This window comes from Bradyrhizobium guangzhouense (assembly GCF_004114955.1).
Taxonomy (GTDB): domain Bacteria; phylum Pseudomonadota; class Alphaproteobacteria; order Rhizobiales; family Xanthobacteraceae; genus Bradyrhizobium; species Bradyrhizobium guangzhouense.
The window spans coordinates 5,842,356-5,868,835 of the sequence record NZ_CP030053.1; the positions used below are offsets into that span (position 1 = coordinate 5,842,356).

Consider the following 26,480-nt stretch of genomic DNA (forward strand, 5'->3'; position numbering starts at 1 on the left):
GACCGTGGAACCTGGTCAGGTCTTCTCCATACAGTCCTGGATGTAGAACCAGCGATCGTCGCCGACCAGGCCCTTGGCCTTCACCTCGGCGCGGCACGCCTTCAGCTTCGGCTTGTTGGCGGACCACTTGGCCTTCATCTCCTTCAGCTTTTGCATGGTGAGCTTGATCTTGCCCGGCGGCTTGGCGTCGGTCGTCGTCGCGGCCGGCGCCGGCGTCGCAGGTGTGGTCGCGGTCTGCGCGGAGGCGGTGTGAATACCTGCTGCCAAAACAGTGGCGGCAAGACAGATACGGATGCGAAGCATAGATCCCCCTAGGTCCCATTCTCAATTGTTTGGTCAGGCGAGCATCGCGGGATGCAGACATGCAGCATCCCGCGACGATGTGGGCTTTTCGATCAGAAGATCTGCCACGCGCTCTGGAGCGTCTTATACACTCCCCAAATCAGCGGAACGCCGACGAAGAGCCAGAACAACGCAGCCTTGCCATCGAGGCCGCCGGTGCCGATCCCGAACGATCCCGTCTGGACCGGACCCGCGCCAACGTTTGCCGCCTGCAACTTCGCGACCTCGGCCTCGCTCATATACCACTTCGAATTGACCGGCTTGACCAGATAGTTGCAGATGATACCCGCGACCAGCATCGCACAGAGAATATACATGGTCGTGTTGTAGAGCTGGTCACGCGGCACGCCCGCCGCGAGCTGGAACTCGCGGATGTAGTTGACCACGACAGGGCCAATGATGCCAGCGGTCGACCATGCCGTCAGCAGCCGGCCGTGGATGGCGCCGACGAACTGGGTGCCAAACATGTCGGCGAGATAGGCCGGCACGGTCGCGAACCCGCCGCCATACATCGACAAAATAATGCCGAAGCCAAGCACGAACAGCAGCTTCGAGCCCATCGCCGCGAAGGTCGGCGCCAGCGCGTAGAGCGCGATGCCGAGGATGAAGAACGTGTAGTAGGTGTTCTTGCGGCCCATATAGTCGGACAGCGAGGCCCAGAAGAACCGGCCGCCAATGTTGAACAGCGACAGCAGGCCGGCAAAGCCCGCCGCGATGCCGGCGATGACGGTCTTCTGATCGGCCGAGAGCTGGCTGAAGGTGAGCTCGGGATGCCCGATCAGCTTGCCGGCGAAGATTTCCTGAAGCATCGGCGAAGCCATACCGATCACGCCGATACCGGCCGACACGTTCAAGCACAGCACCCACCAGATCAGCCAGAACTGCGGCGTCTTGTGCGCGTTGTCGAGATGGACGTGATGCTCGGTGATCATCGACTTCTTTTCGCTCGGCGGCGTCCAGCCCGCGGGCTTCCAGCCCGCGGGCGTCACGCGATAGGCGAAGGCACCGATCGTCATGAAGATGAAGTACACGACGCCCATGACGATGAAGGTCTGCCAGACACCGACGTCGGTCGACGATTTGAAATAGTTGATCAGCAGATTGGCAAATGGTGCGCCGATCATTGCACCACCGCCAAAGCCCATGATGGCCATGCCGGTCGCCATGCCGCGGCGGTCGGGGAACCACTTGATCAGCGTCGAGACCGGCGAGATGTAGCCGAGGCCGAGCCCGACGCCGCCGATGACACCGGCCCCGAGCCACATGATCCAGAGTTGATGGACGTAGACCCCAAGCCCGCCGATCAGCAGCCCGCCGCCCCAGCAAAGCGCGGCAACGAAGCCCGCCTTGCGCGGACCGGCCCGTTCGAGCCAGCCGCCCCAGATCGCGGCGGAGACGCCAAGCAGGACGAAGAACAGCGTGAACATCCAGCCAAGGCTCGCCACCTTCCAGTCGCAGGTCGTCGTGAACAGTTCCTGCCACAGCGACATATCTGGGCAAGCCTTCGGCGCCGTGAGGCCGATCGCGCGCGACAGCGGCAGCCAGAACACCGAGAAGCCATAGGCCATGCCGATGCAGAGATGGATGCACAGCGCCGCAGGCGGCACCAGCCAGCGATTGAAGCCGGCCTTCGCCACTGTATGTTCGCGATCGAGAATTCCCGCGCCAGCACCCGAAATGCTTCCAGTGCCCTCAATTGTCGTCATGCACTCCTCCCCTGCAGCTGCCCTTCTGAGCGATGCTGCCGCTACGATCCTGTTCCTCAGCCCATTGCGGCGCAGCCGTTGTCCCTGCTGCTCCGCACAATCACCCGACACGCGCCAGGATCGTCACGCGTGTCTGAAAAGTTAACCCCTCGACCGGGGCTCTATGCCCGCTACGATTTGCAGGCTTCGTGCGTGGCCCGCTGCTCCGCGCATCGCGGACAAGACTCAACCTCCGCGCCCGCGCGGACAAAGTCAATTGGGGCAGAAGCCGTGATCGATGTCGATAGACAAAAGGTCGGTATCAGCGCGGTAACGCGCCTAAGAACGCAGCGCACCATTGGTACTGGCTATCGAGCCATTCGCTTTTTCTATCAAGAACACGATGCGCGCCTCGTTGCGCTGGGTGATCTCCACCTTGTCGCCCGTCTCGCGGATCAGGTTCGGAATGTCAATCACCGACAAGGGATCGGTGCAATGGACTTCGAGCTGATCGCCCGGCTGCAATGGTTTCAGCGCCTTGCGCGTCTTAAGGGCCGGCAACGGGCATTTGAGTCCGGTGAGATCAAGCGTCGTTCTGGTCATCGGCGCAACATGGCGGGAGGGATCGATTGCGTCAACGCAAGGACCTCAGAGCAGGCCGGCGTAGGACAAGAAACCTACGCTGTCGCCCGCTTCGACGCGCGTGATGTCCTCGCCAAGCTCAATGAGGCCGTCCGTCTCCACCAACGACGACAGCAGGCCTGCCCCTTCGCGCGGGAACTTGACCGCCTCCAGCGCGCCATCCGGTGCGCGGCGCAAGGAGGCGCGAACATATTCGCGGCGGCCCAGCTTCTTCTTGTATGTGAACGCCGCACGCAGCGGGATCGGCAATAGCGGCTCTGACAGACTGCCGGCGAGCGCGAGCACGGTTGGCCGCACCACGTGGACGAATGTGACGAAACTTGCGACAGGGTTGCCGGGCAGCCCGATCAACGGCGTGCCGCCGATGATGCCCATCGCCACAGGGCGGCCGGGCTTGATCGCCATCCGCCACAGCACGAGCGAGCCGACGCTCTCGACCGCCGCCTTGACGTGATCCTCCTCGCCGGTCGAGACGCCGCCGGTGGTGAGGATCAAATCATGGTGGCCCGCAACCTGCTTCAATCCGTTGGCAAGCGATGCCTGCTCGTCGCGCAGAATGCCGAGATCGGAGACCTCGCAGCCGAGACGGCGCAGCATCGCCATCAGCATGAAACGGTTGGAATCGAACAGCTGCGAGGCCGTACGCGGCTCGCCAGGCGAGGCCAGCTCGTTGCCGGTCGAGAATACGGCGACACGGACGCGCCTGACGACATCAAGCCGGGTCAAGCCAAACGCGGCGGCAAGGGCAACATGCTGCGGCCGCAGTCGCAGGCCCGCCCGCAGCGCGACATGGCCAACGGGGATGTCCTCGCCTGCCGGCCGGACATTCGCACCGGACTTCAGCCCGGGTGGCAGCACGATCTTTCCTGATACATCGATGCGGACATCTTCCTGCATGAAGACGGTCCCGGCACCCGGCGGCATCGGCGCGCCCGTGAAGATGCGCGCAGTGTGGCCGGGCTTGATCGGCGCCTGCGCAAGGCCTCCGGCCTGGATACGGCCATCGAGCGCGAACGCTTGCTCCCTGTCTTGCGGAAGATCCGCGTTGGCAACAGCGTAGCCATCGACGGCGGAGTTGGTGAAGGGCGGCAACGGCAACGGTGCTGCGATATCGCGCGCCAGCACGCGCCCGTCGGCGTCTCCGAGCGCCACCGTCTCGAGGTCGGCAATCGCGCGGACGCGGGTCGTTATGAGGCCAACGGCCTCATCGACCGACATCATCGGTCCGCCGAAAGCAAAGCAATCGTCCGACAGTTGCGCCATGCTGCCTCGTCAGCGCATCGCCGCGCTTTTGGCCACCGCGTCCTCGACCGGCATCGCCGCCCGGAGCATCAGGGCCGCCGCGGCCTCGACATCATCGAGATGTACGGTCGGCAGCCGGGTTTCAACCGCAGCGTCGGTCACAATCCCGACGATGCCGGGATCATCAGGAAACAGCAGCGGCTTGTCGTTGGCGGCGCGATGCACCTCGATCTTGCGATGCGGCTCGCGCTTGAAACCTTCGACCACGACGAGATCGACCGCGGAGAGCTTGCTGAGAAGTTCCGGCAGCCGCGGCTCGGCCGCGCCGCGCAACTCGTGCATCAGAGCCCAGCGGTTCGACGATGCCACCAGCACCTCGGCCGCACCGGCCTCGCGGTGGCGCCAGGAATCCTTGCCGGGCACATCGACGTCGAACTGATGATGCGCATGCTTGATGACGGAGACGCGCAGCCCCTGGGCGTTGAAATGCGGGATCAGCCGCGTCAACAGCGTGGTCTTGCCCGCACCGCTCCAGCCTGCAAGGCCGATGACTTTCATTCCAGCTCCGTCTCCGGGTACGACTGAGTCTTTGGTGGAACCGCTCCCTCCTCCGTCATTGCGAGCGTAGCGAGGCAATCCAGACTGTCTCCGCGGGGGCATTCCTGGATTGCTTCGCTGTGCTCGCAATGACGACGAGGCGGCATTTCGCCCTCTCTCGACCATGCTTATATCGGCTTGACCACAATGTCATGCTAACGTCGCGGCCATGATGAAGATCGACAAGTCTCCGGTGCCCCTGATTATCCCTGCCCCAGACGACCCGCGCCTGACCCAGAGCGTGACCGGGACCGACCAGACCGGCACCAGGGTCGAGATCAAGGTGCCGATGGAGCGGCCACTGACCCTCTACCTGAATGCGCAGGAGATCGTCACCATGATGACGATCGGCGACTATCCGGAATATCTGGCCCTCGGCTATTTGCTGAACCAGAACATGCTGAAATACAATGATGCTGTTACCGAGGTCGAATACGACGACGACCTCCAGGTCGTTGTCGTGCGCACCTCACATCACACCAATTTCGAGGCGAAGCTCAAGAAGCGCACGCAGACTTCCGGCTGCGCGCAGGGCACCGCCTTCGGCGATCTGCTGGAGGCGGTCGAGAGCGTCGCGCTGCCGAAGGCGGAACTACGCACCTCCTGGCTCTACCAGATGACGCAGACCATCAACACCATGCCCTCGCTCTATCTCGAGGCCGGCGCGATCCATGGCTGCGTGCTGTGCAGGGAGAGCGAGCCGCTGTGCTACACCGAGGATGTCGGCCGCCATAATGCGGTCGACAAGATCGCAGGCTGGATGTACCGCCACGGCGTCGATCCCGGCGACAAGATCCTCTACACCACGGGCCGCCTCACCTCGGAGATGGTGATCAAGACCGTGCGCATGGGGATTCCGATCCTGGTGTCGCGCTCCGGCTTCACCGCCTGGGGCGTCGATCTCGCACGGCAAGTGGGCCTGACTCTGGTCGGGCGTGCGCGCGGCAAACGCTTCATCGCGCTCGCGGGCGAGGAGCGGATCGTCTACGACCAGAACCTCGCTTACGTCGAAGAGGAATCGGCGAGGCACAAGCGCAAGGGCGAAAGTGGTGATGACTAGGATTCCGCCCACTCAAGGCGTGCTGCTCGCCGGCGGCCTCGCTCGCCGCATGGGCGGTGGCGACAAGCCGATGCGCACCATTCGCGGTCGCACCATCCTCGAGCGCGTGATCGCGCGCCTCGCGCCGCAATGCGACGGGTTGATCCTGAATGCCAATGGCGATCCGGCGCGCTTCGCCGCGTTCGGCTTGCAGGTGATTGCCGACGACGTGCCCGGTTTCCCCGGACCACTCGCCGGCATCCTCGCGGCGCTGGACTGGACCGCAGCAAACCGGCCGAAGATCGAATGGGTGCTCAGCGCTGCGGGCGACTGCCCGTTCCTGCCACGTGACCTCGTTGCTCGGCTGCACGAGGTGCGCGCGCGAGAGAGCGCGCAGCTCGCGGTCGCGGCTTCAGGCGATCAGTCGCATCCGGTGATTGGCCTATGGCGCGTCGGCTTGCGCAACGAGTTGCGTCATGCGCTGGTGGACGAGGATCTCCGCAAGATCGATCGCTGGACCGCGCGCTATCCGCTCGCAACCGTGACCTGGCCGACCGAGCCGCTCGACCCGTTCTTCAATGCCAACACGGTCGAGGACATCACTGAAGCCGAGCGTCTGGCGGCGCTCGATGCGGCATCCTAGCGCCTACCGGGACATCGAACCGGACCGATACGAGCCGCGACTACTGATCGGGACGCATTCCGGATCGATCATGGCCGACTCTCTTCTGAATGCCATATTCGCAGTCGTCGATTTCGTATTCGATGTGTCGAAAGCAATCGACAGCACCAGGCGGCTGAGCCAACAGGCCACGGGCAGCGACAAGATCGTCGATGTCCCTCCAGACCCGAAGCCGCTGCCGCCCGCGGCGCAACGTGCGCTTGCAGAAGCCGAGGAACGCGAGCGTGCGCGCGAGAAGTCCGCTCAGGCCGCCAACGGCACCGACCAGGCATCGTAACCGTAGACCCAGCTCGTATCGGTTCGTTGCTTTAGCCAGATGTTGGCGCGCGACGTCTCCTGAACCCGGCTCGTCCGCTCCTTGCGTGTCGCCTCGAAGCGGCGGAAGGCATCGGCGACGCCGTCGCGGTCGATACCGTCGAGACAGCGCGACAGCACCGCGGCATCCTCAATCGCCATGGCCGCGCCTTGCGCCATATAGGGCGTCATCGGATGGCAGGCATCGCCGAGCAGTGTCACCCTGCCGTCAGCCCAGCGCTTCAGCGCATCCCGATCCATGATCGCCCATTTGTGCACGTCGGGACACGCCGCCAGCACCTTGCCGACCTGCGGATGAAAGCCTTCGAACGAGGCGCGCAGATCCCGTACATTCCCCTTCGTCGACCAGGACTCGATGCGGAAATCCGGCTCCGGCTGGCTTGTCACGAGATAGACCTCGCTACGATCGGGCTTCACGTAATAGATCACGATATGGCGATCCTCGCCCCACCATTTGGTGCAATCATCGATCTTCTCGCCAAGCAGTGCTGCGGGATAGGTGGTGCGATAGGCGATGCGGCCGGTGAATTTGACCGGCGCGGTCCTGAACAGAATGTCGCGCACGGCTGAATGAACGCCATCCGCACCGACCACCGCATCGGCAACCGCGCTGGTGCCGTTCGCAAAGCTGAGCCGGATGCCCTCACTTGTCTCCTCGAGACCGACAAGCTTGTGGTTGAGCCTCACACACTCATCCGGCACCACGCTCGCCAGCGCCGCATGGAGATCGCCGCGATGCGCGAGCAGATAGGGCGCGCCGAACCTCTCCTCCGCGCTTTCACCAAAAATCATATCGAACTTGATGTCGCCGCTCTTCCAGTCGCGGTTGTTCCAGGAGCGCGGATAGAACGACTGCTCGCGGATCCGCTGCTCTAGTCCCAGCGCCCGCAGCACCTTCATCGCATTGCAGCCGATCTGGATGCCCGCGCCGATCCGGGCAAACTGCGAGGCCTGTTCGTAGACCATCACGTCGATGCCGACGCGCCTGAGCGCCGCGGCGGTCGCGAGCCCACCCATGCCGGCACCAACGATCGCAACCGAAAGCCGCCTTGCCATGCCGTCGCCACCCTATGTCGCGCGGCTTGGATGCCGCATCGTTGATGCGGGCCGGAATCCCGCTCGCTGAAGTGCCGTGCGCGCCTCGTCCGAGCCGAGGGCGTCGAGGAAGGCCTGGACCGCGGGGCGCCGCTTGCGCGACGTCACCAAGGCAAAGTCATAATGCTCTTCCGCGAACGGAATGAAACCGAGATTGGCCGCATGGGCGACCGGCGCAATGGTCATGCCCCAGTCCGCGCGGTGCTGCGCGACGGCGGCGGCAACCGCGTTGTGCGAGCGCGGCTGGTTCCAATAGCCTTCCGGGCGCGCGCCGCCAAGCAGCCGATCGATCAGGATACGCGTGCCGGCGCCCTGGTTGCGGTTGACCATGATGCAGGCGGGGTCGGCGACCGCGGCGGCAACGGCCTCTTTTGCGCCGAGCCCCTCAAAACGCTGGTCGCCCTTGCGGAAGACAATGCCTTGCATCCGCCGCCATCCCGGCACGAGTTCGAGCCCCTCGACGAGGTAAGGCGCGTTGTAGGTCTCGCTCTTGTCGTCGAACAGATGGATCGGCGCGAGATCGCATTCGCCGCGCCTTGCCGCTGCCAGGCCGCCGAGACTGCCAACGGCAATCGAGCGCACAGTGAGGCCCGCGCGGGCGAGCGCCGCAGTCACGAGATCGAGGCCGGTACAATGGCTGCCGACGATGACGAGATCGGGCACGCGCACATGCGGCGTAAACAGCGTCACCTCGGCGTTGGTCCCCGCCGGCATCTGGTCGGCGAGCGCCTCGATGCGCAGGAAGCCATCGGCTTGCGCAAAGGACGTGATCGCACCCGAGCCTTTGCCGGAGGGATAGGCAATCAGGCCGTCCTCGCTCTCGACCAGCGAGACCATCACGAATTCAGTGCGGCCCAGCTCGGAAGCAATACGTACCGGTACAGTTGCGCTCACCTTGGCATCGGCGCGCGGCGGCAGTCCGGCCATTTTGCGCAGCGCCGGCACGATCATGTCGTGGAAGGTGAACATCGCCGAGGTCGGAAAGCCGGGCAGGATCACCACCGGCTTGCCGTCGCAGACCGCAAGGCAAAGCGGCTTGCCGGGCTTGAGCGCCACGCCATGCGCGATCACCCCGGGCTGGCCGAGCCGGCCGATGATGCGATGGGACAGATCGCCCGCACCCTTCGATGTGCCGCCTGACAACACCAGCATATCGGCGTCCGCCAGCGCCCGGCGCATCGCCGCTTCGAGCCTCGTTTCGTCGTCGGGAATTGCACCGAGGAAGATCGCCGCGCCGCCGTTCTCGTTGATCGCGGCTGCGACGATCGCGCCATTGATGTCGTAGATCGCGGCCGGTGCAAGCGCCTCGCCGGGCTGCACCAGTTCGTCGCCGGTCGAGATCACGGCAACCCGCAGCTTGCGCGCAACTTTCACCTCGGCGATGCCGCAGGCCGCCAGCATGCCGATCTCACGCGAGCCGATGATCGTGCCGTCGCGCAGCAGCGCTTCGCCGCGCGCGATGTCGGAGCCGGCGTACGAGACGAACTGTCCCGGCGAAACTGCGCGACGGACATCGATCGCATCAAGGCCGGACGGCTGGGTATGCTCGACCATGACGACGGCATCGGCGCCGCGCGGCAGCGGGCCGCCGGTCGCAATCGGGGTTGCGGTTCCCGTCGTCACCTGCAGCGCCGGCGCGGTGCCGCAGTGAATGGTCTCGCCGTTCAGCGCCAGCCGCACGGGGGCGCCTTCGCCCGCGGCTGAAAGATCCGCCGAGCGCACGGCAAAGCCGTCGACATTGGAGCGATCGAACGGCGGCACATCGATCGGCGCGGAGACGTCTTCAGCAAGGGCTGCACCGAGCGCATCGGCAAGCTTGCGGGCCTCATTCGGAATCGGACGCGGAAACAGCGCAGCGTCGAAGCGCGCCAGCGCCTCCTCGCGCGAGAGGATCTTGAGGAATTGCTGCTGCTCGAGCGCGCTGCGATCTGGCGGCTTTGGGATCATCGTCATGCCGGAACCCATATCATTCCCGCATCAAATAAGCATCGACCGGCTCACCCGCCGCAAATCCTTCCTGGCTGGCAGGGATGAGCAGCCATGCATCCGCATTGGCGATGGCGTGGAGCGGCCATTCGCCCACGGCAAGCGGCATCCATGCTTTATGTTCCTCCGCCAGCAGCGAGATCTCGGCGATGCCGACGCTGGAAGCGATTTTGCGCGCGAGCGGCAAGGTCACCGTGCGACGTGGCCGACGCGCCGACATTCTGTCGATCAGCGGAAGCACCAGCGCCAACCAAACTGCGAGCGCATGGGCGGGCGAGCCGGGCAAGGCGACGACGGGAACGTTTGCGAGCCGCCCAGCGGCTGCAGTCCGTCCAGGCTGCAGCGCAAGACCGTAGGCGAGCTTCGCCCCGCGCTCGATCAGTGCCGTCACCGTGGCATCCGCGCGACCGACGCCGCTGCCGCCGATCGTGAGCAGGACATCGCAAGCGGAGACGTGGAGCGCCGCCGCGATCGACGCTGCATCGCGTCCGCCCGCTTCATGCGCGCTCACATCCAATCCCGCCGCGCTTGCGAGTTCGGCGATCATCTGCAGCGTCGCGGTTGCGCCCGGCACGTTGACGATGCGCAGGCGCGGCCGCCTGACACCCAGCTTGTCCGCACCCGCAACGCGCGCGAGCAGCAGAGCCGCTGCATCGACGGGACATCCCGCTGCGGCCGCGGGCGCGTTTTCGGCGATATCGCTGCCAGCACGGGCGACACCTTGTCCCGGAACGCCCTCCGCCAGGACCTGGGCGAGCGGCCCCGACACTTCGACCGCGTCAACGTCGAGCACGCAGTCGCATCCCGCCGGCATCGCACCGCCTGCCTCGACCCACACAGGAAGCCCGGCCAGGGGCAGCGGCGAATAGGAGGACGCGCCGACAAGATCAACGGCGCTGAGCGCCCAGCCGTCCACCGCGGCGACGTCGCGCGGCGGATGGGCCGGTAGCAATGGCAAGCCGGTGGAGATACAGCCGGCCGCTTCAATCAACGGCAATTCCTCCGCTGCGACGGGGCCAACACCGCGCAGCAGCGCAGCGAGCGCAGTATCGAGCGGAGTTAACGAGAGCGGCAGGCGCTGGGTCATGTCTGATGATGGACCACGCATCGCGCGGTTTGGCAACCGCTCGTGCCTTGGCTGTCAGCCGCCCGATTTGTCCGCGTTCGGAAAGAACACCTGTTGCCCGTGGACCCTGTAGCCGGCGATCGCCGCCTGCCCCTCTGGAGAGATCAGCCAATTGATGAAGGTCTGGCCCAGATCCTTCTTTACGTTCGGAAATTTTTCCGGGTTCACCAGCATCACGCCATACTGGTTGAGCAGCCGCTTGTCGCCCTCGACGATGATGTCGAGATCGCCGCGATCCCTGAACGAGATCCAGCTGGCGCGATCCGCAAGCATATAGGCATTCGCCGTGCGTGCGGCGTCGAGCGCCGCGGTGATGCCCTGCCCGCTTTCGCGATACCAGGCGCCCTTGGCGCTGGAAATGTCGATGCCGGCGACGATCCAGAGCGCGAGTTCGGCCGCGTGGGTGCCGGAACGATCGCCGCGGGTCACGAATGGCGCACCCTTGGCCTCAATCGCCTTCAGCGCGGTCACGATGTCCTTGCCCTTCACGCCCGCGGGATCACTCTTCGGCCCGATCAGCACGAAATCGTTGTACATCACGTCGTAGCGTCTGGTGGCGAAACCCTCAGCAACGAATTTCTCCTCCTGTGGCCGGGCATGCAACAACACCACGTCGGCCTCGCCTCGGCGCGCGCCGTCGAGCACCTCGTCGCTGCGGCGTGCGATCACCGTCACCTCGATGCCGGTCTTGTCGCGGACGACAGGCAGCAAATAGTCGAGCAGGCCCGATTCCTGTGTCGATGTCGTCGAGGCCAGCACGATCGCGCGCTCCGCGGCGGACGATGCCGCCACGCCGCCGGCGAGGCCGCAGAGCAGCGAAAATGCAACGATCAGTCGGCGAACGGCCATGACAGGTTCCTATCGAAAACGACGCGATCATGATGAGCGATTACGCCGCACTCGTGACGGAGGCGGCTGCGGCGATGACAACATGAGGTAGAGGCCGGGCCAACGCCACTACCGAAAGGCAAGCTCAGGTCACCGGCACCAACTGAATCAGTCGGGAAACTTCGGCAATGAATCAACCGGCACGTTGATTGCAGTCACGCGCGCAACGATCGCAAGGCCCGCATCGTCAGCGCCTCGCAAGATCGTCAACCAAAATCAAAACACATGTCAGGATGTGTTGCAAAGCATCGAGATCATCGGGCATGGTTCGCGCGGACAAAAATCGAAGTGCAGAATTCCACCTGCGTTGAACGTCAAAAAGAAGCAAGAATTTGCATAGGAATGCAGGATGGAATTCCTGACGACCAGTGAAGCGGCGGATTACCTCCGCCTTGGCGAGCGCAAGCTCTACGAACTCGTGACCAACGGCGCGATCCCCTGTACCAAGGTGACAGGCAAATGGCTCTTCCCCCGACATGAGCTCGACCTCTGGGTGCTGTCGGGCATGGCCCGTCCGGCCGGCATGCTGATGGCGGAGCCGCCACCGGTCGTGGGCGGCAGCCAGGACGAGCTTTTGGACTGGAGCCTGCGCGAATCCGGCTCGGGCCTGGGATCGATGACCGAAGGCAGCGCGCGGGGGCTCGAGCGACTGCAGCGTAACGAGGTGATGGCGGTCGCCGTGCACTTCCACAGCCTCGATCCCGAGGGCAACCTTGCCTCCGACGCCAGCGTGACGGCGCTGAGGGATGCGCCTGACTTACATGATGCGGTGCTGGTCGCCTTCGTGCGCCGCGAGCAGGGCCTCGTGCTGCCGCCCGGCAATCCGAAGCGGCTGCGCGGGCTCTCCGACGTGCTCGCGCTCGGCGCGCGGATGGCGATGCGGCAGCAAGGCACGGGCGCGCAGATGCTGCTCGACGTGCTGCTGACGCGCGCCGGCGCCTCGACGCGCGATCTGCGGCGGGTGGAGACGCCGGCCCTCACCGGGCCCGACCTCGCCGAGATGGTCCGCGCCGGACAAGCCGATTGCGGCGTCGCGACGCGCGCGGCGGCGCGCTCGGCCGGGCTCGATTTCGTGCCGCTGGTCTGGGAGAATTTTGACCTCGCGATGCGGCAGCGCAGCTATTTCCGCCCGGCCATGCAGGCACTGATCCGGTTCCTGAGCGAACGACGGCTGCGCCAGCGCGCCGAGGAGCTGACCGGCTACGACCCCTCGCCCGCAGGCCAGATCCGCTTCGCGGCCTGAGATTGACGCCCACCCCAAAATAGTTGCAAAAGAAACCAATTCAGCCGGGCCGTACCCGGCGCAGGCAACTTCGGCCAACGTGCCGGATCAGGGGAGGACAAGCGTGAATCCAATGAAATTTGGACTGCCGGTCGCGGCCGCCTTGACGGCGGCGCTGCTATCGGGTGCCGCAATGGCGCAGGTGTCCGACGACGTCGTCAAGATCGGCGTGCTCACCGACATGAACGGCCCGGCCTCCGCGCCGACCGGTCAGGGCTCGGTGACGGCCGCGCAGATGGCGATCGACGATTTCGGCGGCACCGTGCTCGGCAAGCCGATCAGCATCGTGGTCGGCGACCACCAGCTCAAGGCCGACATCGGCGCCGCGATCGCGCGGCGCTGGTACGACGTCGACCAGGTCGATCTGATCGTCGACGTGCCGGTCTCGGCGGTCGGCCTTGCGGTGCAGAACATCGCCAACGAGAAGAAGCGGCTGTTCATCACCCACTCCACCGGCACTGCGGATTTCCACGGCAAGTTCTGCTCGCCTTATGCGATGCAATGGGTGTTCGACACCCGCGCGCTCGCGGTCGGCACCGCGGACGCGGTGGTCAAGCGCGGCGGCGACAGCTGGTTCTTCATCACCGACGACTACGCCTTCGGCCATTCGCTCGAACGCGACGCCTCCAGCGTCATCACCGCCAATGGCGGCAAGGTGCTGGGCTCGGTGAAGCCGCCCCTGGCAACGCCCGATCTCTCCTCCTTCGTGCTGCAGGCGCAGGCCTCCAAGGCCAAGATCATCGGCATTGCCGCAGGTCCTCCCAACAACATGAACGAGATCAAGACCGGCTCGGAGTTCGGCGTGTTCAAGGGCGGCCAGCAGATGGCGGCACTGCTGGCGCTGATCACCGACATCCACGGCCTCGGCCTGCAAGCCGCGCAGGGCTTGCTCCTGACGACGTCGTTCTATTGGGACATGGACGACAAGACCCGCGAATGGTCGAAGCGGTATTTCGCCAAGATGAACAAGATGCCGACGATGTGGCAGGCCGGCGTCTATTCCAGCGTGATCCACTATCTCAACGCCATCAAGGCCACCGGCACCGACGATCCGCTCAAGGTCGCAGCGAAAATGCGCGAGACGCCGGTGGAGGATTTCTTCGCCCGCCACGGCCATTTGCGCGATGACAATCTGATGGTGCACGACCTCTGGCTGGTGCAGGTGAAGACGCCGGAGGAGAGCAAATATCCGTGGGACTATTACAAGATCCTCGCGACGATTCCCGGCGACAAGGCCTTCGGCCCGCCGGACCCGGCGTGTGCGATGCTGAAGAAGTGACGATCGCTTAAGGCGATCGTCATTCCGGGATGGTCCGAAGGACCAGACCTCAGGTGCGCAATTGCGCACCGGGGAATCTCGAGATTCGGGGCTCGGTGCTACGCACCGCCCCGGAATGACCGCTACGCGGTCACTTCACCACTCCGATCTCGCGATAATATTTCATCACGCCCGGATGGATCAGCTCCGGCCTCGGCGCGGCGGCGACGGTGTTCGCCGCCGTCGTCTCGCAGGCCTGCGCGAGCTTCTTGCAGAAGGTCGCCTCCGCGCCATGCAGCGTCCTGGCCAGGCGATAGGCGACATCGTCGGGCAGATCCTCGCGCGTCAGCACAAAACTCCAGGAGCCCAGCGAGGCGATCGGCTCGGACTGTTTTGGATAGGAGCCGGCCGGCACGGTCAGGGGCTTGAGGAACGCATGCTTGGCGCGGATGCGCGCGATCTCGTCCGCGCCGGGCGCGATGAAGCGCGCGCCTGACGCGCTCGATGCGACCGCCGCGAAACCGGGCCAACCGATGCCGGCGCCCCAGAGCGCCGCAACGCGGCCATCCTCGACCATCGCGGGGCCGTCGCCGGCGCGGTCGAGATAGACCGCCTTGAAGTCTTCATCCTGCTTCAGGCCGAGGCCATCGAGCACGTAGCGCGACAGGATCGGCAGGCCCGAACCCCTGGCGCCGAACGCGACCGGCTGGCCGACGAGATCGTGGATGGTCTTGTAGGGACTGTCCGCGCGCACGACGAACATGCCGGGGTTGGAATAGATCGCGGTCAAAATCTTCAGCCGCACGGGCGCGCGCCCGATGCCGGCGAACGCCTCATAGGCCGGCTCGCCCGCGACCAGCGCGAGATCGAGTTCGCCCTTCTCCAGGAGCGGAATGTTTTCGTTGCTGCCCTTGGTGTTGCGCGGGGCGATGGTGAGCGCGCCATCGGCCGCGCTCATCACCTCGGCGAAGGCGTTGCCATAGAGCGGGAAGCCGCCGCCGGGAGTCGCAGTGCCCAAGCTGATCGTCGTGGTGGAAATGGCGTTGCCTCCGGTTTGAGCAGCAGCGGGGCTGAGCAGCAGCGCCGCACTGACGAGGATACGAAAAGCGAATGTCATGGTCGTCCCGGCTGCGCCTGCGTCAACATCGCCGAGCGCCGATGTAGGCAGCGGGCGGTTTTTGTGAAAGCATGTCCGCAAACAATAAAGCAATGGGAGGCGTCATGTTGCGAATTTTGCGTAACGGTGTGTTCGGGCTGGTCATTCTTTCAAGTCTTTTCGCAGCCGCCCCTCCCGCCTCCGCCGCCTACCCCGACCGCCCCGTGCACTGGCTGATCGGCTTTGCCGCCGGCGGCCCGGTCGACATCGTCGCGCGCATCATGGCGCAGACGCTCTCCGAGAGGCTCGGCCAGCAGTTCATCGTCGAGAACCGCGCCGGCTCCGGCGGCAACATCGCGGCTGCCGCCGCGATCAACGCAGCCCCCGACGGCTACACGCTGCTGTTCGTCGCGCCCAACAACGCGATCTCGACCTCGCTCTACAAGAAATTGCCGTTCGATTTTCTGCGCGACACCGCTCCCGTGGCGAGCATCATGCAGCTCACCAACATGCTGGTCGTCTCCAATGCGATGCCGGTGAAGACGGTCCAGGAGTTCATCGACTATTGCAAGGCCAACCCCGGCAAGATCTCGTTCGCCTCGTCGGGCAACGGCACCTCGGTGCACATGTCGGCGGAGCTGTTCAAGGCGATGACCAAGTGCGACATGGTGCACGTGCCCTATCGGGGATCTGCGATCGCCTTCCCCGACATCATCTCCAACAAGGTGCAGCTGATCTTCGACAACCTTCCTTCCGCGCTCGAGCAGTCGCGCGGCGGCAATGTCCGCGCACTCGGCGTGACCTCGCCGCAGCGCTGGCCCGCGCTGCCCGACGTGCCCGCCATCGCCGAGACCGTGCCGGGCTTCGAATCGGTCGGCTTCTACGGCATCTCCGCGCCGAAGGGCACGCCGCCTGACATCGTCGAGCTCCTCAACAAGACGGTCAACGAGGCGCTGAACGATCCGAAGGTGGTGGCGCGGCTGACCGAGAATGGCGGCATCCCGAGGCCCATGACGCCGGCCGAGTTCGGCAGGCTGGTCGCTGACGAGACAGAGAAGTGGAAGAAGGTCGTGGAGTTCGCCGGGGTCTCGGTGGACTAAGCGGGCTGCCTCTCCTCATTCGGGCCGGCAAGAGGGGACTTAAGGGCCCCCTCCCGTCAAAACACCAAAACAACCCCATGCACAGTAGAAAGTGAGCCGATTACAACGGGTTACGGCGTTAAAAATCAAGACCACCGGAAAAACGGTTGTTCCGTCGGGCAAAACAGGCGTATAAGGGCATCATCGCAAAATTCGGTATTTTGGAAATCACGCGCGATGCCGCGCTGTCGTTTCGCCTCGCTCCGTCCCGGCATTGCACCCCCGCCTCCATCCCTGTAAACGAACCGCGCACCGTTGCCGGCCGCATCTCCGCGAGCCGTCTCGCGGCGGGGCCTGTAGCTCAATGGTTAGAGCCGGCCGCTCATAACGGTCTGGTTGCAGGTTCGAGTCCTGCCGGGCCCACCACGCTTCGCCCTTCGTGTGCGGACACTTTGAAAACGACTCGATTTCCGGTTTAAGAACGACTCGATTTCGTTTTGAAAACGACTCGATCTCAGATCCCTCTGACACGTCAGAAGAATTTCACCTCGATTTTTTCGCCGATTTTGGGGCGCTAAAAAACCGAGGGGGGTCCTTTCGCACGCAGGGCGGCTTCTAGGATCCAACTAAAGCGCCCTTTCGCAGGCGAACGGAGAGCGGCCGTGGCGGTCGGACACATTGTCAGTAGCGATGTCAAGCCTGAGCGCCGACGAACGCGGGGCGCGTTGCTCCGCATCCGGCTCCTCTCTAGCATTGGCCTTTACCCACAGGGGACAATAAGAAGTGCCAAAGGCATCTATCACCTGGATGAGCAATTAGCGTTTGTCGCAGTTCAGACCGACGAACAGCGAACTCACGCATATTGGTCAGACCTCACTCTATTCGCATTCGAAGAAATACGATTTCTCTCTGCGCTTCTTCTATCCATGAGACCTGATTACGGCGTCCTACGCCTCTACCCCGGCGGCGCACACGTGACCGAAGTAGTCTCAACTGAAGCAGATCTACACCAGCTCGCCTCGAATCTCGCGAGGAACGTCCGCCCGGCCGCATCAGTCCCTCTCAGTGGAGGCAGCCCTTACTCGATGTCGGAACAGAGGATTGACATTAAGCTATACAAAAAGCTCGTCGCCTCCATTTCCATTCGCGATCATCTCATGATGCGAGGGCTATCCGCGATTTTGAAGGCCGACATGCTGCAGGTCCATCCCGAGTTCGCAGAAGAGGCAAATACTATTCTCTACATCGCGATGGAGGTGGCGTTTCAGCTTACGTTGAGGCACCTCAAGGACTCGGGCAAGGCTAACCCTACGGCTCTTGACGCTGGAGACTTCCTATATTTGACATTCCCGAACCACTTACCTGGGAGGAAGTTTTTCGAAGATTACTATGAAGATCGCATCAAGACGTTTCATCCACACAGCAGACTCGGTACGTTTGCTTTCCCGCCGCTGCTGGCATCGCATGCGTACGGACTGCGTGCAGGTCTGATAGCCATGTTTCAATATTTGATAACGAAGAATCGCTCTTACACGCTCTGGGACTGATATCGCCCGCTGCGCGATCTGGGAGCCTGCTCCGAGCCGCCGACTGGCGCACCTGCACTGTCTCGTCCGGACCGCTCACGGTTCCTTTGCTCTGCGGACTGGCGAAAACGTGGTGGTGTTTTCGTTCAACCACCCCTGGTGTTCATGCACCAGACGCCTGCCTCCCGGGGCTCCGTGACATCGCTTGTACTTAATACTCGAACCGCAAGGACACAGCGAGTTGGGCCCAATCTTCTGCGGCACTTTCCTGCCCAAAGCGATTTCGTTCGATAAAGCGAACAGGAATAGATCATTATCGATGATTTCTTCAGGAACGGGCGGAAAGCCAGCGTCGACTGCAACGTTGGCGCCGACGAGTTCGCAGTAGTCCGCATCGTAGCAGACCACCGCTCCCTCAACTGGGTAAAATTGAATCATGAACTGCGCATGGCCAATCTGGTAGACGCACTTGTACGCGCTCTGATAGTGGCGGATATCCGGACGCGCATTCTCAGGCGCTTGAACAACCCACGAATTCGAGATTGAAAAAAACATCCGCCAGTGTGGCGATTGGCGATGAAATACCGCCACGCCTCGGGGTAGACGCGCTTGCCCCCGGATGACATGTCGCCCGTGGCGCAGCGGCACCTTCCCAACGGGAGGATCCAAGAACGCGGTAAGAACGAAGGCAGTTTTGAGTCCCCAGAGGGCGAAGGCGGTGGAGAGGCTGCGAGGAATGGCCGCCGACATGCCCGGGATCAATGTCCTCAACGCTGGCGCGACTTCGCCTTCCAGCGCGTTCAGGCGCTCGTTGTTGCAGACGTTGCAAACACTTCCCAAAAGAAAGCTATCGAACGAATGACTGCGAAAACGTGTCTGCTCAGTGAGATGAAGCGTGGTGGTCGCGCCAGCTTCTGATTCGAATCGAGAATAGCTGATCTCGTCCTTTTTGATTCCAAACTCGCGTAGGATCCAGGAAGCGAAGATGTGCTCGCGAGCACGCGGCCTGGTCCCCTCCTTGGTGCCAATTACGTGGGTGCAGAAGATACACGTTTTCATGCGCCACGCGCCCCAGAGCCCTAGCTGTAGAAACGATAGTCCGGCTGCTCGATCTGACCGAACGGAACGTATTTCAGGACCCTCCCGACCTGTCTTGCAGCACGGATGGGGATAGGAGACGCCTGATCGAACTGCGTCGAATTCCAGTTCATCTTTGTCAGCGCCAGGACCTCCGAGGCCAACTCGGAGATCGGCGTGTCGCAGGAATGCGGTCGCAGAAGGATTGGCTGCGGCACGCGCAGACCGGGGTAGGTCCGATAGTATGGCACGCTGCCCCTGGTGAAGAGCAGCCCGTTTCGTCCGATCTGAACGAAGCTACCCCGGAGCATGGGATAGTTGCCGTCCCTCACCAGGGTCGTGTCTTGGTGTTCCGACACCCAGATCAGATCACGTCTGTCGATGCCGAACTCGTCGCAGGCCTGCGCAATGCCGTCAGCCTCGCCAGCCTGAAACCGGGACGTCTTGAGGACGACCAGTCGCGCCGGCGCGTGACCATGATGCCCTCTATAGGCCTTAATGGACCGGACTAGCAGATCGTAGGCGTCCTCACGTTCCAAATAAGGATGACGGTCCCCCTTGTCGGTGCGCGCCCGCGCCCCCCTCAAGATGAGGCCACGCCCGCGCTCGTCGAACATCTGCGCGGTGCTGGTGAGCAGCCTCTGGCCGGCCAAGTCCTTATAGAAGCCAATCCCTAAGAAGCTGGCTGCGAACGCGCCCTCCGCTTTTGGCAGCTTCCAAGGCACCTTTCCTGCCTTGTAGAAAATCGCATTCAGCAGGTTCCAGGCGCGTGTCGCCGGGTCCTGGACCTCGCGCAGCGTCTCCTTCAATTTCCGCGGGATCTTCGCTCGGTCGTCCCAGAGGGTCGGCCAGACAATTTGGGTCGGGACACTCAAAGGCAGGGCACGCGCCTTCAGCATGTCCCGAAAGTTCAGCTCCTGGTCGTCTTCGACCTCCTCGTCCTCGCTCTTCGCGTTGACCAACTTTTCGATCAGGTTGCTCGGCAACGCGCATACGATCACGTCCGGCCTGGCGGAACTCTCCAGCACCGATCCCGCGAGCTCGGCGAACATTTCCGACGCGGCCGTTACAGCCTCCGATTGCTTGCGCATCTCGATAATGCGGCGGATATCCCTCTCCGGAACGATGCGCCGGGCGATCTGGTCGACCTCGAACGTGCAACGAAACGGGTTCTGGTTTCCTACGCCGGGAAAGGGCGGATAGAGATTGGCAAGCTTTGTGTTCTTGCCCTCGATGCCGACCCGACACCGCTCGATGAATTGCGCGAAGCCGTCAGCGGTGTCCCCCGTGCCGATCACGCCGATTCTAACGGTGTCGCCGAGCATGGGCTGCAAGGGCCCGTGCTCGACCAATCCAAAGCGAGGATCGACGTGGCGCCCACCCTCGCCGAATTCAAGCTCGGGCTCGGCAATCACCTTGGCGTTGAAGTTCAAAGAAGCCATTCCCGGTCCTCCATGGCCTCTGCATTCGGGTCCTCTACCTTCCACGCCTCTTCGGGAACGGCCATGGGCATCTGGATTGGCTCGAGCGACTCGAAACGCAGCGGCCCACCGGCAGACTGAACCGCTGCGAGGAGGTCGCTTTGTTGTTGTCCGCCACCCGTCAGCAGATAGCGCCACATCAAGAACTGACCGCGTACGGCGCCGTTCTTCTCTTTCTTCTTCTTGCCGGCGAGGAGGCTGCTCGAGAAGTTGTGAGGCCGGTATCCGTCCCGGGTGAACACGAAGGTCGGCGTCACCGTCAGGAACCAGTCGTCGCCAATTCGATGAAATCGGGGGATGAAGGCGTGGTGCCTAACGCTTCCGACCTTGCCATCCTTCTTCCGCACCCAAGGAGCCACGACCAACGCCGAGGTCTCGTTGATCAGCGACCGATAGGAATACTTGAATCCCTTATTCATCGCCTTGGCGCGGAAGTAGAGAGCCTTGCTGTCCCGGTCGAACGAAAGCCTGTCCTCGAACTGGACACGGACCGTCCGCCCCAGGAGCTCGATGAAGGCGTTCTCGTCGTCGACATCGTCGGACGCCGAGATCGCGCTGGTTTCGACTGCCTCGACGGTCCCCTCATCGAGCACTTCCATCAGGGAAGTGCCTTCGGGATCCCGGAATGAGATGAAACGACGGTCGCGGATAACCCAATCAAACGGAGCGTCCGCATCCAGTTCGGCCAAAGCATCCCGGCCAGAGGCGAACAGCGAGGTGCCGACGAAGATTTTCTCCGGCAACACCACGCTCACCATGTTGATGTGAACGCCCTCGCCCGACAGCATCGGCGGAACGTAGGTGCCGAGCTTGTCGCGTTCGATGCAAAGCGAAGCGATGCGGTCAGCCGCCGACTTATCGAAGCGATCCTCATTCTTATCAAAATAAAGTCGCCGTGGCTCCGAGGCGGGCCCGGCATCGACCTGCTTCCAGTACATTTCTCCGGTGCTCAGGCGCACCAGCACGATGATCACCGGGAGGTTCGAGCCACGCCAGTAGTTCAGGTCATCCGGCTCAATCAAATACTCAAACCGGCTATCGTCCTCGCGGGTGTATCGTCCATTCTCGGTAGTCTTGACCTGGGCCCCGATCCATTTCGCCAACGTGCGTCCGGTGCGCGGGTCCCGGAGCTCCAGCATACCGTCCACGCCAGTCTCAAGACGGCCCTTTTGGTCGAAGGCAAACCCCATCGACATGGCGCGCTCTCCAGCCAAGAGTTCGCCGCGCTCGCCAATTAGTTGACTTTGGGACAGCTTTTTCATCGTCTGATTGTAGGGAACAGACCATGAATATCCAACCTTCTGTCCGAGATTTCCCCGTTTTTTGGCTGCGGGGTGCTTGGAGACCGCAACGGACTGAGATGGCGCCCGGCAGCTCTCTTTTCGACCCGCTCTTTTCTGCGGCCCATTTCTGCCGACGACAGACCCCTCAGTTGATCCCGAGGGCCTTAAAGGCCGCGGTCTTCGGGTCTCCGAAGAAGATGGGGTCGACATGTTCTACGACGTCCCCGGTCACCTCCAGAAAGCTCCGCTTGTTCTCGATCGGGATCAGGGCCCGCTTAGCCCCGTTATCCATCGCGAGCTGTAGCGGCTCCGCCAGCGAGCGCAGGCCCTTGATGTTGCCTTGGACGCTGAGATCTCCGACCACCAGCATGGCCGCGGACGGCGGCGCCTTCTTGAGCGCGGAGAATGCTGCGATGAAGAATCCCAGCCCGATCTCGCCCTCGACCCGATTGTTCATGAGGTCGATGACCTCGACATGGAGGTCGGAAACGTCAAGCTCGCGGGCGATTGATAGGTCACCCTTTTTGGCGAGCATGTAGCTGAACGCCCTATTGATCGATTCCTTTGTGACACCATTGACGCCGCCGGCAGTCTTGAGCTTCCCGGATCCGGACGAGACCGAGACTTCGACGCGGTACATCCCGACCGTGCCGTTCTGGTCGACGGCCGCCGTGTAGACGCTGCCGGGCGGAAGGGGATCGGCCGAAATCATGTTGCGGCCGCCCTGCTCCGGAACACCGACGAACCGCTCCTCGCCGGTGTCGTTCACGGTGTAGCTGAAGGACGTATGGTAATATTCGAAGGAGCCCATCTTCTTGAGCTGCTCCTTCACCCGGCGCCGGCCCTCCATCGCGAACTCCAGGAGCTCGGCGATCTCCTCCTGGGCGGCTTCGCCGCTCGGATGGATGATCTTCATCAGCCCGGAGACGGTCTTCTTGACCGCCTTGCGGTCGCGCGTGATCAGATGCGATCCCATCGTGAAGTGGCGGTCGCAGATCTCTGTGAAATTATGGCGGCGAAGTTCGCGCAGCGCCTCGGCGAGGAAGTCGACGACGAAGCCGTAGTGATCCGTGAAGAGGTCGTTGCGCATCTTCGGGACCTCCCATCCGGGGAGATAGAAGTGCAGGCGGTCGATGAAGGCCATGTCGTCCCGGATCACCTCGGGCATCGGCTCGAACAGGTGCCCGGTCTGGACCATGACGTCGATGGGCTGCTGCGTGTTGCCGAACAACGCGATGCCGGCCTCTCCGGAGGCGGCTTCCTGGCCACGCTGGAACGATCCGGATTCGCAGTAGGTCTTCATAGTGGTGATGACCTCCTTGGGCATCTTCTCGAGATCAGCCACCTCGTCGAAGCCGACGACGTCCCATATCTGAACGAGCCCCTTTGCCCGTCCGCCCATGTGTCCGAACAGATTCGCGACCGTGGTCGGACCGGTCATGAGAGCAGCATACGGCGACACCTCTTGGATGACGTAGCTTTTGCCGGTGCCGCGCGGGCCCAACTCGACCAGGTTGTAGTTGCGCTCGCAAAGCGGGACCAGCCGCGTCAGGAAGAGCAGCTTCAGGCGCTTCGACATCTCGCCCGGCTCATAGCCCATGCTGCGCAGGATCAGATCGATCCACTCGTCCGTCGTGAATTCTGCCCTGAGGCGCTGGTACTCGGCGAGATCGAAGGCCGCGATCTGGATGGGCGTCAGCTTCTCGATCCAGAAGGGGTTCTTTCCCTTACCCTCCTCGTCGTATTCGAAGCGCATGTCGACCTGCGCCCAGATGCCGCCAGTCAGGAGACGTTCGTAGTCTCTGACATACTGGTTCTGGATGTGGACGAACTTGTTCCCGAAGTTGCTCAGCTCCGCCCAATAGTCGGAGTCGACCAGGCGGACCTTGACCTTGTCGATGAAGGTCCAGCTACCCTTTTCCTTGACCTTGCTCTGAGCCTTCATCGACTCGTCGGAGCGGATGTAGTTGTTGGCCAGCGTATCGTTGACGACTTGCAGGCCCATCTGGATAGCCATCTCGTCGGAAGACGCGCAGTATTTGCCGAGTAGGAACTCCAGAACAAAGACCGGCACATTGGCGCCGACCTTCACCTTCCGAACGAGATCCTTACGGACCACTTTGCCGGCAAAGGTGCGATTGACCTTGTCGTCGAGAGCGTCGCGTGCGGGGACGTTACTCATCACCTAAACTCCCAAACGAACGGGGATGTCTTTCTTCGAAACGTACAGGACGGCGTCGGTCTCGGCGTCCAAAACCTGGATGCGGACGTGTTTGACCGTGTCGTCGGTCAACATGAAGCCGACGTTCGCCTTGACGGCGGGCGGCAAGGTCAGAACACCCTCCGCCAGGTCAGCGCCGGTCGCAATGGCCGCGCGAGCGACCGGCCGATCGTCGGATACGACGATCGGCCGAACCTTGCGGGCGCCGGCGAAGAGGTCCTTGGACGCCGCCCCCAGCTCGATATGGACCGTGAAGATTCGGTTCGTAACCGCGTCGAAGTCGTGGGTGAGGACTATGGCGTCCTTTTCGGCCTTGGCGCTGCCGTCGACCTTCAGCTTCACGGCGATAACCGGAATGACCATTTCCTGCAGCGAAGTGCCGCCATGGTGGTAGGCGAGATCGCCACCGCTCTTGAAGACGGAGGTACTGGCGGGGAAGGCGAAATCGAGATCCGTCGCGTAACCGAGCTTCGCACCGGGCACCCTGACGGAACCGGCCGGCGTGGCGCCGCCGCGGCCGATCCAGCAGCGACGATGCAGATCGATCGCATCGCCGCCGGGCGTGTCCAGGCGCATGGAGGGGTCGCGATCGGCGGCGAAGAAGAGATGCCCGTGGTCTGCCGTCACGACGGCCTCCCCCACCCCAATGGCCGCCAGACGCCCGAGGCACCGCGCGAGGTCTTCGACGACGTTGTCCATGACCCGGCGGGCATACGTCGTCGTAGTGGCGTTTTCGCCGGCGGCATCGATCTCCGTGGAGCGGATAATGATGACCTTGGACTTCCCGACCTTCTTCTGCAATGCCTTCGTACTCAGCGAGATCACCTCGTCGAGCGTGAGGTCGATCAAATCTGGAATGCGGGACTTCAGGAACTTCTGGCGGGCCGAAAGATCCGGAAGGAAGGTGCCCTCGATCGAAGCGCCGAGCTTATCCTTGTTCGAGACGACCGAGAAAGTCGCGGAGGCTCCCGGAAGCAGCGCGGCCATGCCGACTGGCGTGATGGAAGGAAGCGCAGCCAACGCCGGACGCATCTGGACTTCGGAGGCTCGCGTGGTCAGGCGACCGATGAGTTCGTGCCCCATTTCGAACCGCATGGCGTCGACCATGACGTAGGCGACCGGCACTGGCCGGCTCGCCACTACGTCCGACCAGATACGGGTCTGCTGCAGGACGCCCGGGACCGTCCAATCGGCCTTCTGCAGGGCCTTCAGGAAACCTTCGCTCATGCGGCGGACAGTATTTTCGTAAAGTTCTCGGATCTTCGCCTTGGCCTTGTCGTCGACCTCCTCGTCCAACGAGGAGAGAAATGCCTCCAGGCGCCGCTGCGCCTGGTCGAGCGCGTACCACCCGTCCTTGTCGGACACGTAACGATCGACCCAGGTGGTCGGGTTGCCGTTCGCCTTCGCGATCGTCGCGTCCACCGCAGCGGAAACGAGACCGAGGTCGACCATCAACTTGCAGACCGTCCAGACCGACTTCCGCGAAAGCTCGCGGCTGACCCAAAAGCTGCTCTCCCGGGCCGCCATCAGAGCGCTGGCTGCTTCGAATTTCTCCGAGGCGATGAGACCGAAGCACGCCGTCACCACGGCGGCCTCCTCAAACCTGAAGGTATCGATGGAGCCCAGCGCGGCACCGTTTACCGTCTCCGCCGACAGGCCGAGTTCCGCCTCGATCTTGTCTGCCGCCTCGACATACGAAGTCGGATAGCGCTCGCGGAGGCGCTTAGCGACCTCCCGGACGGCCTTATGGTGGTCGCTGGTCTTGGCCTCGGGCACGTTCATGATGGCCGTCGCCGCCGCCCCTTGAAGATCCGCATTCGGGCCCAAATCGGATCGAAACTCGTTGACCAGCACGTACCGGAGGGCGATCTGACGCGCTCGACCCAACGTCGCATCCGCAGGCAGGGCGAAACCCATCCTCGCAAGAGCGGCGTCCCGAAGCTCTCCGAAGGCCGCCTTGGCCTGGATGTCGGCGTCGTAAGAGGTGCGGCCCAGCCAGTCCGTGATGATGGCGACTGTGTCCGTTATGCCGAAGACGCTCTTCAGCAACGACGCCCCTTGGCCCCCGCCCCCATCGTCCTGCGCCATACCGGCCAAATCGGTATAGGTCAGCGCGTCGGATTTAAGCATCTCGTCGATAGCGATGTCGGTGAACCGCTTCCGGAGCACCAGCCTGGCGAACTGCTTCAAGGCCGGCTGCTGGTAGAAGGTGCCTGCCTTCTCCAATTCCATCAGAAGAGAGCCTTTGGCATCCCGATCGATGCCGGGGATGTAGATGACCACATCATCCGGCTGGTCGCCACTCGTCATATCCTCGACGGCGAAACGCGCCTTGAGGAAGGAGCCGTCAAAGACGTAGAGGCTGGCTTTCCGCTTGCCGAAGTTGGCCGCCACAGGGCCTTGGCTTGCGCCGCGCCCATCCGCGATCTCCGCGAAAAACGGCCGCAGCTCCTCGCGCTTGTCGTACATGACGACAACACGGCGATCCTTGATGCGATCGCCGATCTGACTGGCGATATAGTCGTGGAGCGGATGCAT

General features: G+C 63.1%; 22 protein-coding genes and 1 tRNA gene. 8 read left to right on the forward strand and 15 right to left on the reverse strand.

From position 1 onward, the window contains the following. Positions 1 to 15: 15 nt before the first annotated feature. From XH91_RS27915 to mobB, 5 genes are all read right to left on the reverse strand, one after another. Positions 16 to 303, reverse strand: a complete 288-nt coding sequence (locus tag XH91_RS27915) for a hypothetical protein (RefSeq protein ID WP_128953570.1) — start codon at positions 301 to 303, stop codon at positions 16 to 18. Between the two features lie 92 nt (positions 304 to 395). Next, positions 396 to 2,048 (reverse strand): OFA family MFS transporter, encoded by a 1,653-nt coding sequence (locus XH91_RS27920; RefSeq protein WP_128953571.1) that lies wholly within the window; start codon positions 2,046 to 2,048, stop codon positions 396 to 398. A 318-nt stretch (positions 2,049 to 2,366) separates the two neighbouring features. Further along, entirely contained in the window at positions 2,367 to 2,630 is a 264-nt protein-coding gene (locus XH91_RS27925; RefSeq protein WP_128953572.1) for a sulfurtransferase TusA family protein, read from the reverse strand. A 45-nt stretch (positions 2,631 to 2,675) separates the two neighbouring features. Then, on the reverse strand, positions 2,676 to 3,932 hold the full coding sequence (locus XH91_RS27930; protein ID WP_128953573.1) for a molybdopterin molybdotransferase MoeA: 1,257 nt from the start codon (positions 3,930 to 3,932) through the stop codon (positions 2,676 to 2,678). A 9-nt stretch (positions 3,933 to 3,941) separates the two neighbouring features. Then, on the reverse strand, positions 3,942 to 4,469 hold the full coding sequence (mobB, locus tag XH91_RS27935; protein ID WP_128953574.1) for a molybdopterin-guanine dinucleotide biosynthesis protein B: 528 nt from the start codon (positions 4,467 to 4,469) through the stop codon (positions 3,942 to 3,944). A gap of 208 nt (positions 4,470 to 4,677) precedes the next feature. Between mobB and XH91_RS27940 the strand changes: the two genes are divergently transcribed. The 3 genes from XH91_RS27940 to XH91_RS27950 all read left to right on the forward strand — a co-directional run bounded on the left by XH91_RS27940 (position 4,678) and on the right by XH91_RS27950 (position 6,506). Next, entirely contained in the window at positions 4,678 to 5,568 is an 891-nt protein-coding gene (locus tag XH91_RS27940; protein ID WP_128953575.1) for a formate dehydrogenase accessory sulfurtransferase FdhD, read from the forward strand. After that, positions 5,561 to 6,190, forward strand: coding sequence for a molybdenum cofactor guanylyltransferase MobA (mobA, locus tag XH91_RS27945; protein ID WP_128953576.1), 630 nt, complete (start codon positions 5,561 to 5,563; stop codon positions 6,188 to 6,190). Before XH91_RS27940 ends, mobA begins: the two co-directional genes overlap by 8 nt. 70 nt (positions 6,191 to 6,260) lie before the next feature. Next, on the forward strand, positions 6,261 to 6,506 hold the full coding sequence (locus XH91_RS27950; RefSeq protein ID WP_128953577.1) for a hypothetical protein: 246 nt from the start codon (positions 6,261 to 6,263) through the stop codon (positions 6,504 to 6,506). Here the strand turns inward: XH91_RS27950 and XH91_RS27955 are convergent. The 4 genes from XH91_RS27955 to XH91_RS27970 are packed head-to-tail and all read right to left on the reverse strand — an operon-like array spanning position 6,473 to position 11,600. Then, entirely contained in the window at positions 6,473 to 7,600 is a 1,128-nt protein-coding gene (locus XH91_RS27955) for an FAD-dependent monooxygenase (protein ID WP_128953578.1), read from the reverse strand. The two genes, XH91_RS27950 and XH91_RS27955, sit on opposite strands and share 34 nt — an antisense overlap. Before the next feature lie 12 nt (positions 7,601 to 7,612). Then, positions 7,613 to 9,592 (reverse strand): molybdopterin biosynthesis protein, encoded by a 1,980-nt coding sequence (locus XH91_RS27960; protein ID WP_164934089.1) that lies wholly within the window; start codon positions 9,590 to 9,592, stop codon positions 7,613 to 7,615. Positions 9,593 to 9,605: 13 nt separating this feature from the next. Beyond that, positions 9,606 to 10,712, reverse strand: coding sequence for a molybdopterin-binding protein (locus tag XH91_RS27965; RefSeq protein ID WP_128953580.1), 1,107 nt, complete (start codon positions 10,710 to 10,712; stop codon positions 9,606 to 9,608). A 54-nt stretch (positions 10,713 to 10,766) separates the two neighbouring features. Continuing rightward, the gene (locus XH91_RS27970; protein ID WP_128953581.1) at positions 10,767 to 11,600 is read right to left on the reverse strand and encodes an ABC transporter substrate-binding protein; all 834 of its coding nucleotides are present in this window, start codon (positions 11,598 to 11,600) and stop codon (positions 10,767 to 10,769) included. A gap of 388 nt (positions 11,601 to 11,988) precedes the next feature. On the opposite strand from XH91_RS27970, the gene XH91_RS27975 reads away from it, so the two are divergent. Both XH91_RS27975 and XH91_RS27980 read left to right on the forward strand, forming a co-directional pair. Continuing rightward, positions 11,989 to 12,882 carry a substrate-binding domain-containing protein gene (locus XH91_RS27975; RefSeq protein ID WP_128953582.1) on the forward strand — a complete coding sequence of 298 codons (894 nt, stop codon included), beginning with the start codon at positions 11,989 to 11,991 and terminating at the stop codon, positions 12,880 to 12,882. 103 nt (positions 12,883 to 12,985) lie between these two features. Continuing rightward, complete coding sequence (locus XH91_RS27980; protein ID WP_128953583.1) at positions 12,986 to 14,200, forward strand: ABC transporter substrate-binding protein; 1,215 nt, start codon at positions 12,986 to 12,988, stop codon at positions 14,198 to 14,200. A 130-nt stretch (positions 14,201 to 14,330) separates the two neighbouring features. Here XH91_RS27980 and XH91_RS27985 read toward each other — a convergent pair whose 3' ends face one another. Next, a complete protein-coding gene (locus XH91_RS27985) occupies positions 14,331 to 15,296 on the reverse strand; it encodes a TAXI family TRAP transporter solute-binding subunit (protein ID WP_128953584.1) in 966 nt (321 codons plus the stop codon). Positions 15,297 to 15,400: 104 nt separating this feature from the next. Between XH91_RS27985 and XH91_RS27990 the strand changes: the two genes are divergently transcribed. The 3 genes from XH91_RS27990 to XH91_RS28000 all read left to right on the forward strand — a co-directional run bounded on the left by XH91_RS27990 (position 15,401) and on the right by XH91_RS28000 (position 17,901). After that, entirely contained in the window at positions 15,401 to 16,375 is a 975-nt protein-coding gene (locus XH91_RS27990) for a Bug family tripartite tricarboxylate transporter substrate binding protein (protein WP_164934090.1), read from the forward strand. Positions 16,376 to 16,704: 329 nt separating this feature from the next. Next, positions 16,705 to 16,780, forward strand: a tRNA-Ile gene (locus tag XH91_RS27995). Between the two features lie 236 nt (positions 16,781 to 17,016). Further along, entirely contained in the window at positions 17,017 to 17,901 is an 885-nt protein-coding gene (locus XH91_RS28000) for a hypothetical protein (protein ID WP_128953586.1), read from the forward strand. A gap of 75 nt (positions 17,902 to 17,976) precedes the next feature. Here XH91_RS28000 and XH91_RS28005 read toward each other — a convergent pair whose 3' ends face one another. The 5 genes from XH91_RS28005 to XH91_RS28025 all read right to left on the reverse strand — a co-directional run bounded on the left by XH91_RS28005 (position 17,977) and on the right by XH91_RS28025 (position 26,480). Next, positions 17,977 to 18,939 (reverse strand): YecA family protein, encoded by a 963-nt coding sequence (locus XH91_RS28005; protein WP_128953587.1) that lies wholly within the window; start codon positions 18,937 to 18,939, stop codon positions 17,977 to 17,979. A 20-nt stretch (positions 18,940 to 18,959) separates the two neighbouring features. Continuing rightward, complete coding sequence (locus XH91_RS28010) at positions 18,960 to 20,399, reverse strand: argonaute/piwi family protein (RefSeq protein ID WP_128953588.1); 1,440 nt, start codon at positions 20,397 to 20,399, stop codon at positions 18,960 to 18,962. Beyond that, positions 20,387 to 21,700, reverse strand: a complete 1,314-nt coding sequence (locus XH91_RS28015; protein WP_164938304.1) for a DUF4365 domain-containing protein — start codon at positions 21,698 to 21,700, stop codon at positions 20,387 to 20,389. Before XH91_RS28015 ends, XH91_RS28010 begins: the two co-directional genes overlap by 13 nt. 166 nt (positions 21,701 to 21,866) lie before the next feature. After that, on the reverse strand, positions 21,867 to 23,903 hold the full coding sequence (gene brxL, locus XH91_RS28020) for a protease Lon-related BREX system protein BrxL (RefSeq protein WP_128953590.1): 2,037 nt from the start codon (positions 23,901 to 23,903) through the stop codon (positions 21,867 to 21,869). A 3-nt stretch (positions 23,904 to 23,906) separates the two neighbouring features. After that, on the reverse strand, positions 23,907 to 26,480 hold the full coding sequence (locus XH91_RS28025) for a PglZ domain-containing protein (RefSeq protein ID WP_128955024.1): 2,574 nt from the start codon (positions 26,478 to 26,480) through the stop codon (positions 23,907 to 23,909).

What these genes read in the sequence shown, in the direction of transcription:
- XH91_RS27975 (WP_128953582.1), top strand. Translation starts at nt 11,989, where the DNA reads ATGGAATTCCTGACGACCAGTGAAGCGGCGGATTACCTCCGCCTTGGC.
- XH91_RS27925 (WP_128953572.1), bottom strand. Translation starts at nt 2,630, where the DNA reads ATGACCAGAACGACGCTTGATCTCACCGGACTCAAATGCCCGTTGCCG.
- mobA (WP_128953576.1), top strand. Translation starts at nt 5,561, where the DNA reads ATGACTAGGATTCCGCCCACTCAAGGCGTGCTGCTCGCCGGCGGCCTC.
- XH91_RS28005 (WP_128953587.1), bottom strand. Translation starts at nt 18,939, where the DNA reads ATGAAAACGTGTATCTTCTGCACCCACGTAATTGGCACCAAGGAGGGG.
- XH91_RS27930 (WP_128953573.1), bottom strand. Translation starts at nt 3,932, where the DNA reads ATGGCGCAACTGTCGGACGATTGCTTTGCTTTCGGCGGACCGATGATG.
- XH91_RS27940 (WP_128953575.1), top strand. Translation starts at nt 4,678, where the DNA reads ATGATGAAGATCGACAAGTCTCCGGTGCCCCTGATTATCCCTGCCCCA.
- mobB (WP_128953574.1), bottom strand. Translation starts at nt 4,469, where the DNA reads ATGAAAGTCATCGGCCTTGCAGGCTGGAGCGGTGCGGGCAAGACCACG.
- XH91_RS27970 (WP_128953581.1), bottom strand. Translation starts at nt 11,600, where the DNA reads ATGGCCGTTCGCCGACTGATCGTTGCATTTTCGCTGCTCTGCGGCCTC.
- XH91_RS27990 (WP_164934090.1), top strand. Translation starts at nt 15,401, where the DNA reads ATGTTGCGAATTTTGCGTAACGGTGTGTTCGGGCTGGTCATTCTTTCA.
- brxL (WP_128953590.1), bottom strand. Translation starts at nt 23,903, where the DNA reads ATGAGTAACGTCCCCGCACGCGACGCTCTCGACGACAAGGTCAATCGC.
- XH91_RS27915 (WP_128953570.1), bottom strand. Translation starts at nt 303, where the DNA reads ATGCTTCGCATCCGTATCTGTCTTGCCGCCACTGTTTTGGCAGCAGGT.
- XH91_RS27965 (WP_128953580.1), bottom strand. Translation starts at nt 10,712, where the DNA reads ATGACCCAGCGCCTGCCGCTCTCGTTAACTCCGCTCGATACTGCGCTC.
- XH91_RS27960 (WP_164934089.1), bottom strand. Translation starts at nt 9,592, where the DNA reads ATGACGATGATCCCAAAGCCGCCAGATCGCAGCGCGCTCGAGCAGCAG.
- XH91_RS28025 (WP_128955024.1), bottom strand. Translation starts at nt 26,480, where the DNA reads ATGCATCCGCTCCACGACTATATCGCCAGTCAGATCGGCGATCGCATC.
- XH91_RS27950 (WP_128953577.1), top strand. Translation starts at nt 6,261, where the DNA reads ATGGCCGACTCTCTTCTGAATGCCATATTCGCAGTCGTCGATTTCGTA.
- XH91_RS27920 (WP_128953571.1), bottom strand. Translation starts at nt 2,048, where the DNA reads ATGACGACAATTGAGGGCACTGGAAGCATTTCGGGTGCTGGCGCGGGA.
- XH91_RS28015 (WP_164938304.1), bottom strand. Translation starts at nt 21,700, where the DNA reads ATGAAAAAGCTGTCCCAAAGTCAACTAATTGGCGAGCGCGGCGAACTC.
- XH91_RS27955 (WP_128953578.1), bottom strand. Translation starts at nt 7,600, where the DNA reads ATGGCAAGGCGGCTTTCGGTTGCGATCGTTGGTGCCGGCATGGGTGGG.
- XH91_RS27985 (WP_128953584.1), bottom strand. Translation starts at nt 15,296, where the DNA reads ATGACATTCGCTTTTCGTATCCTCGTCAGTGCGGCGCTGCTGCTCAGC.
- XH91_RS28010 (WP_128953588.1), bottom strand. Translation starts at nt 20,399, where the DNA reads ATGGCTTCTTTGAACTTCAACGCCAAGGTGATTGCCGAGCCCGAGCTT.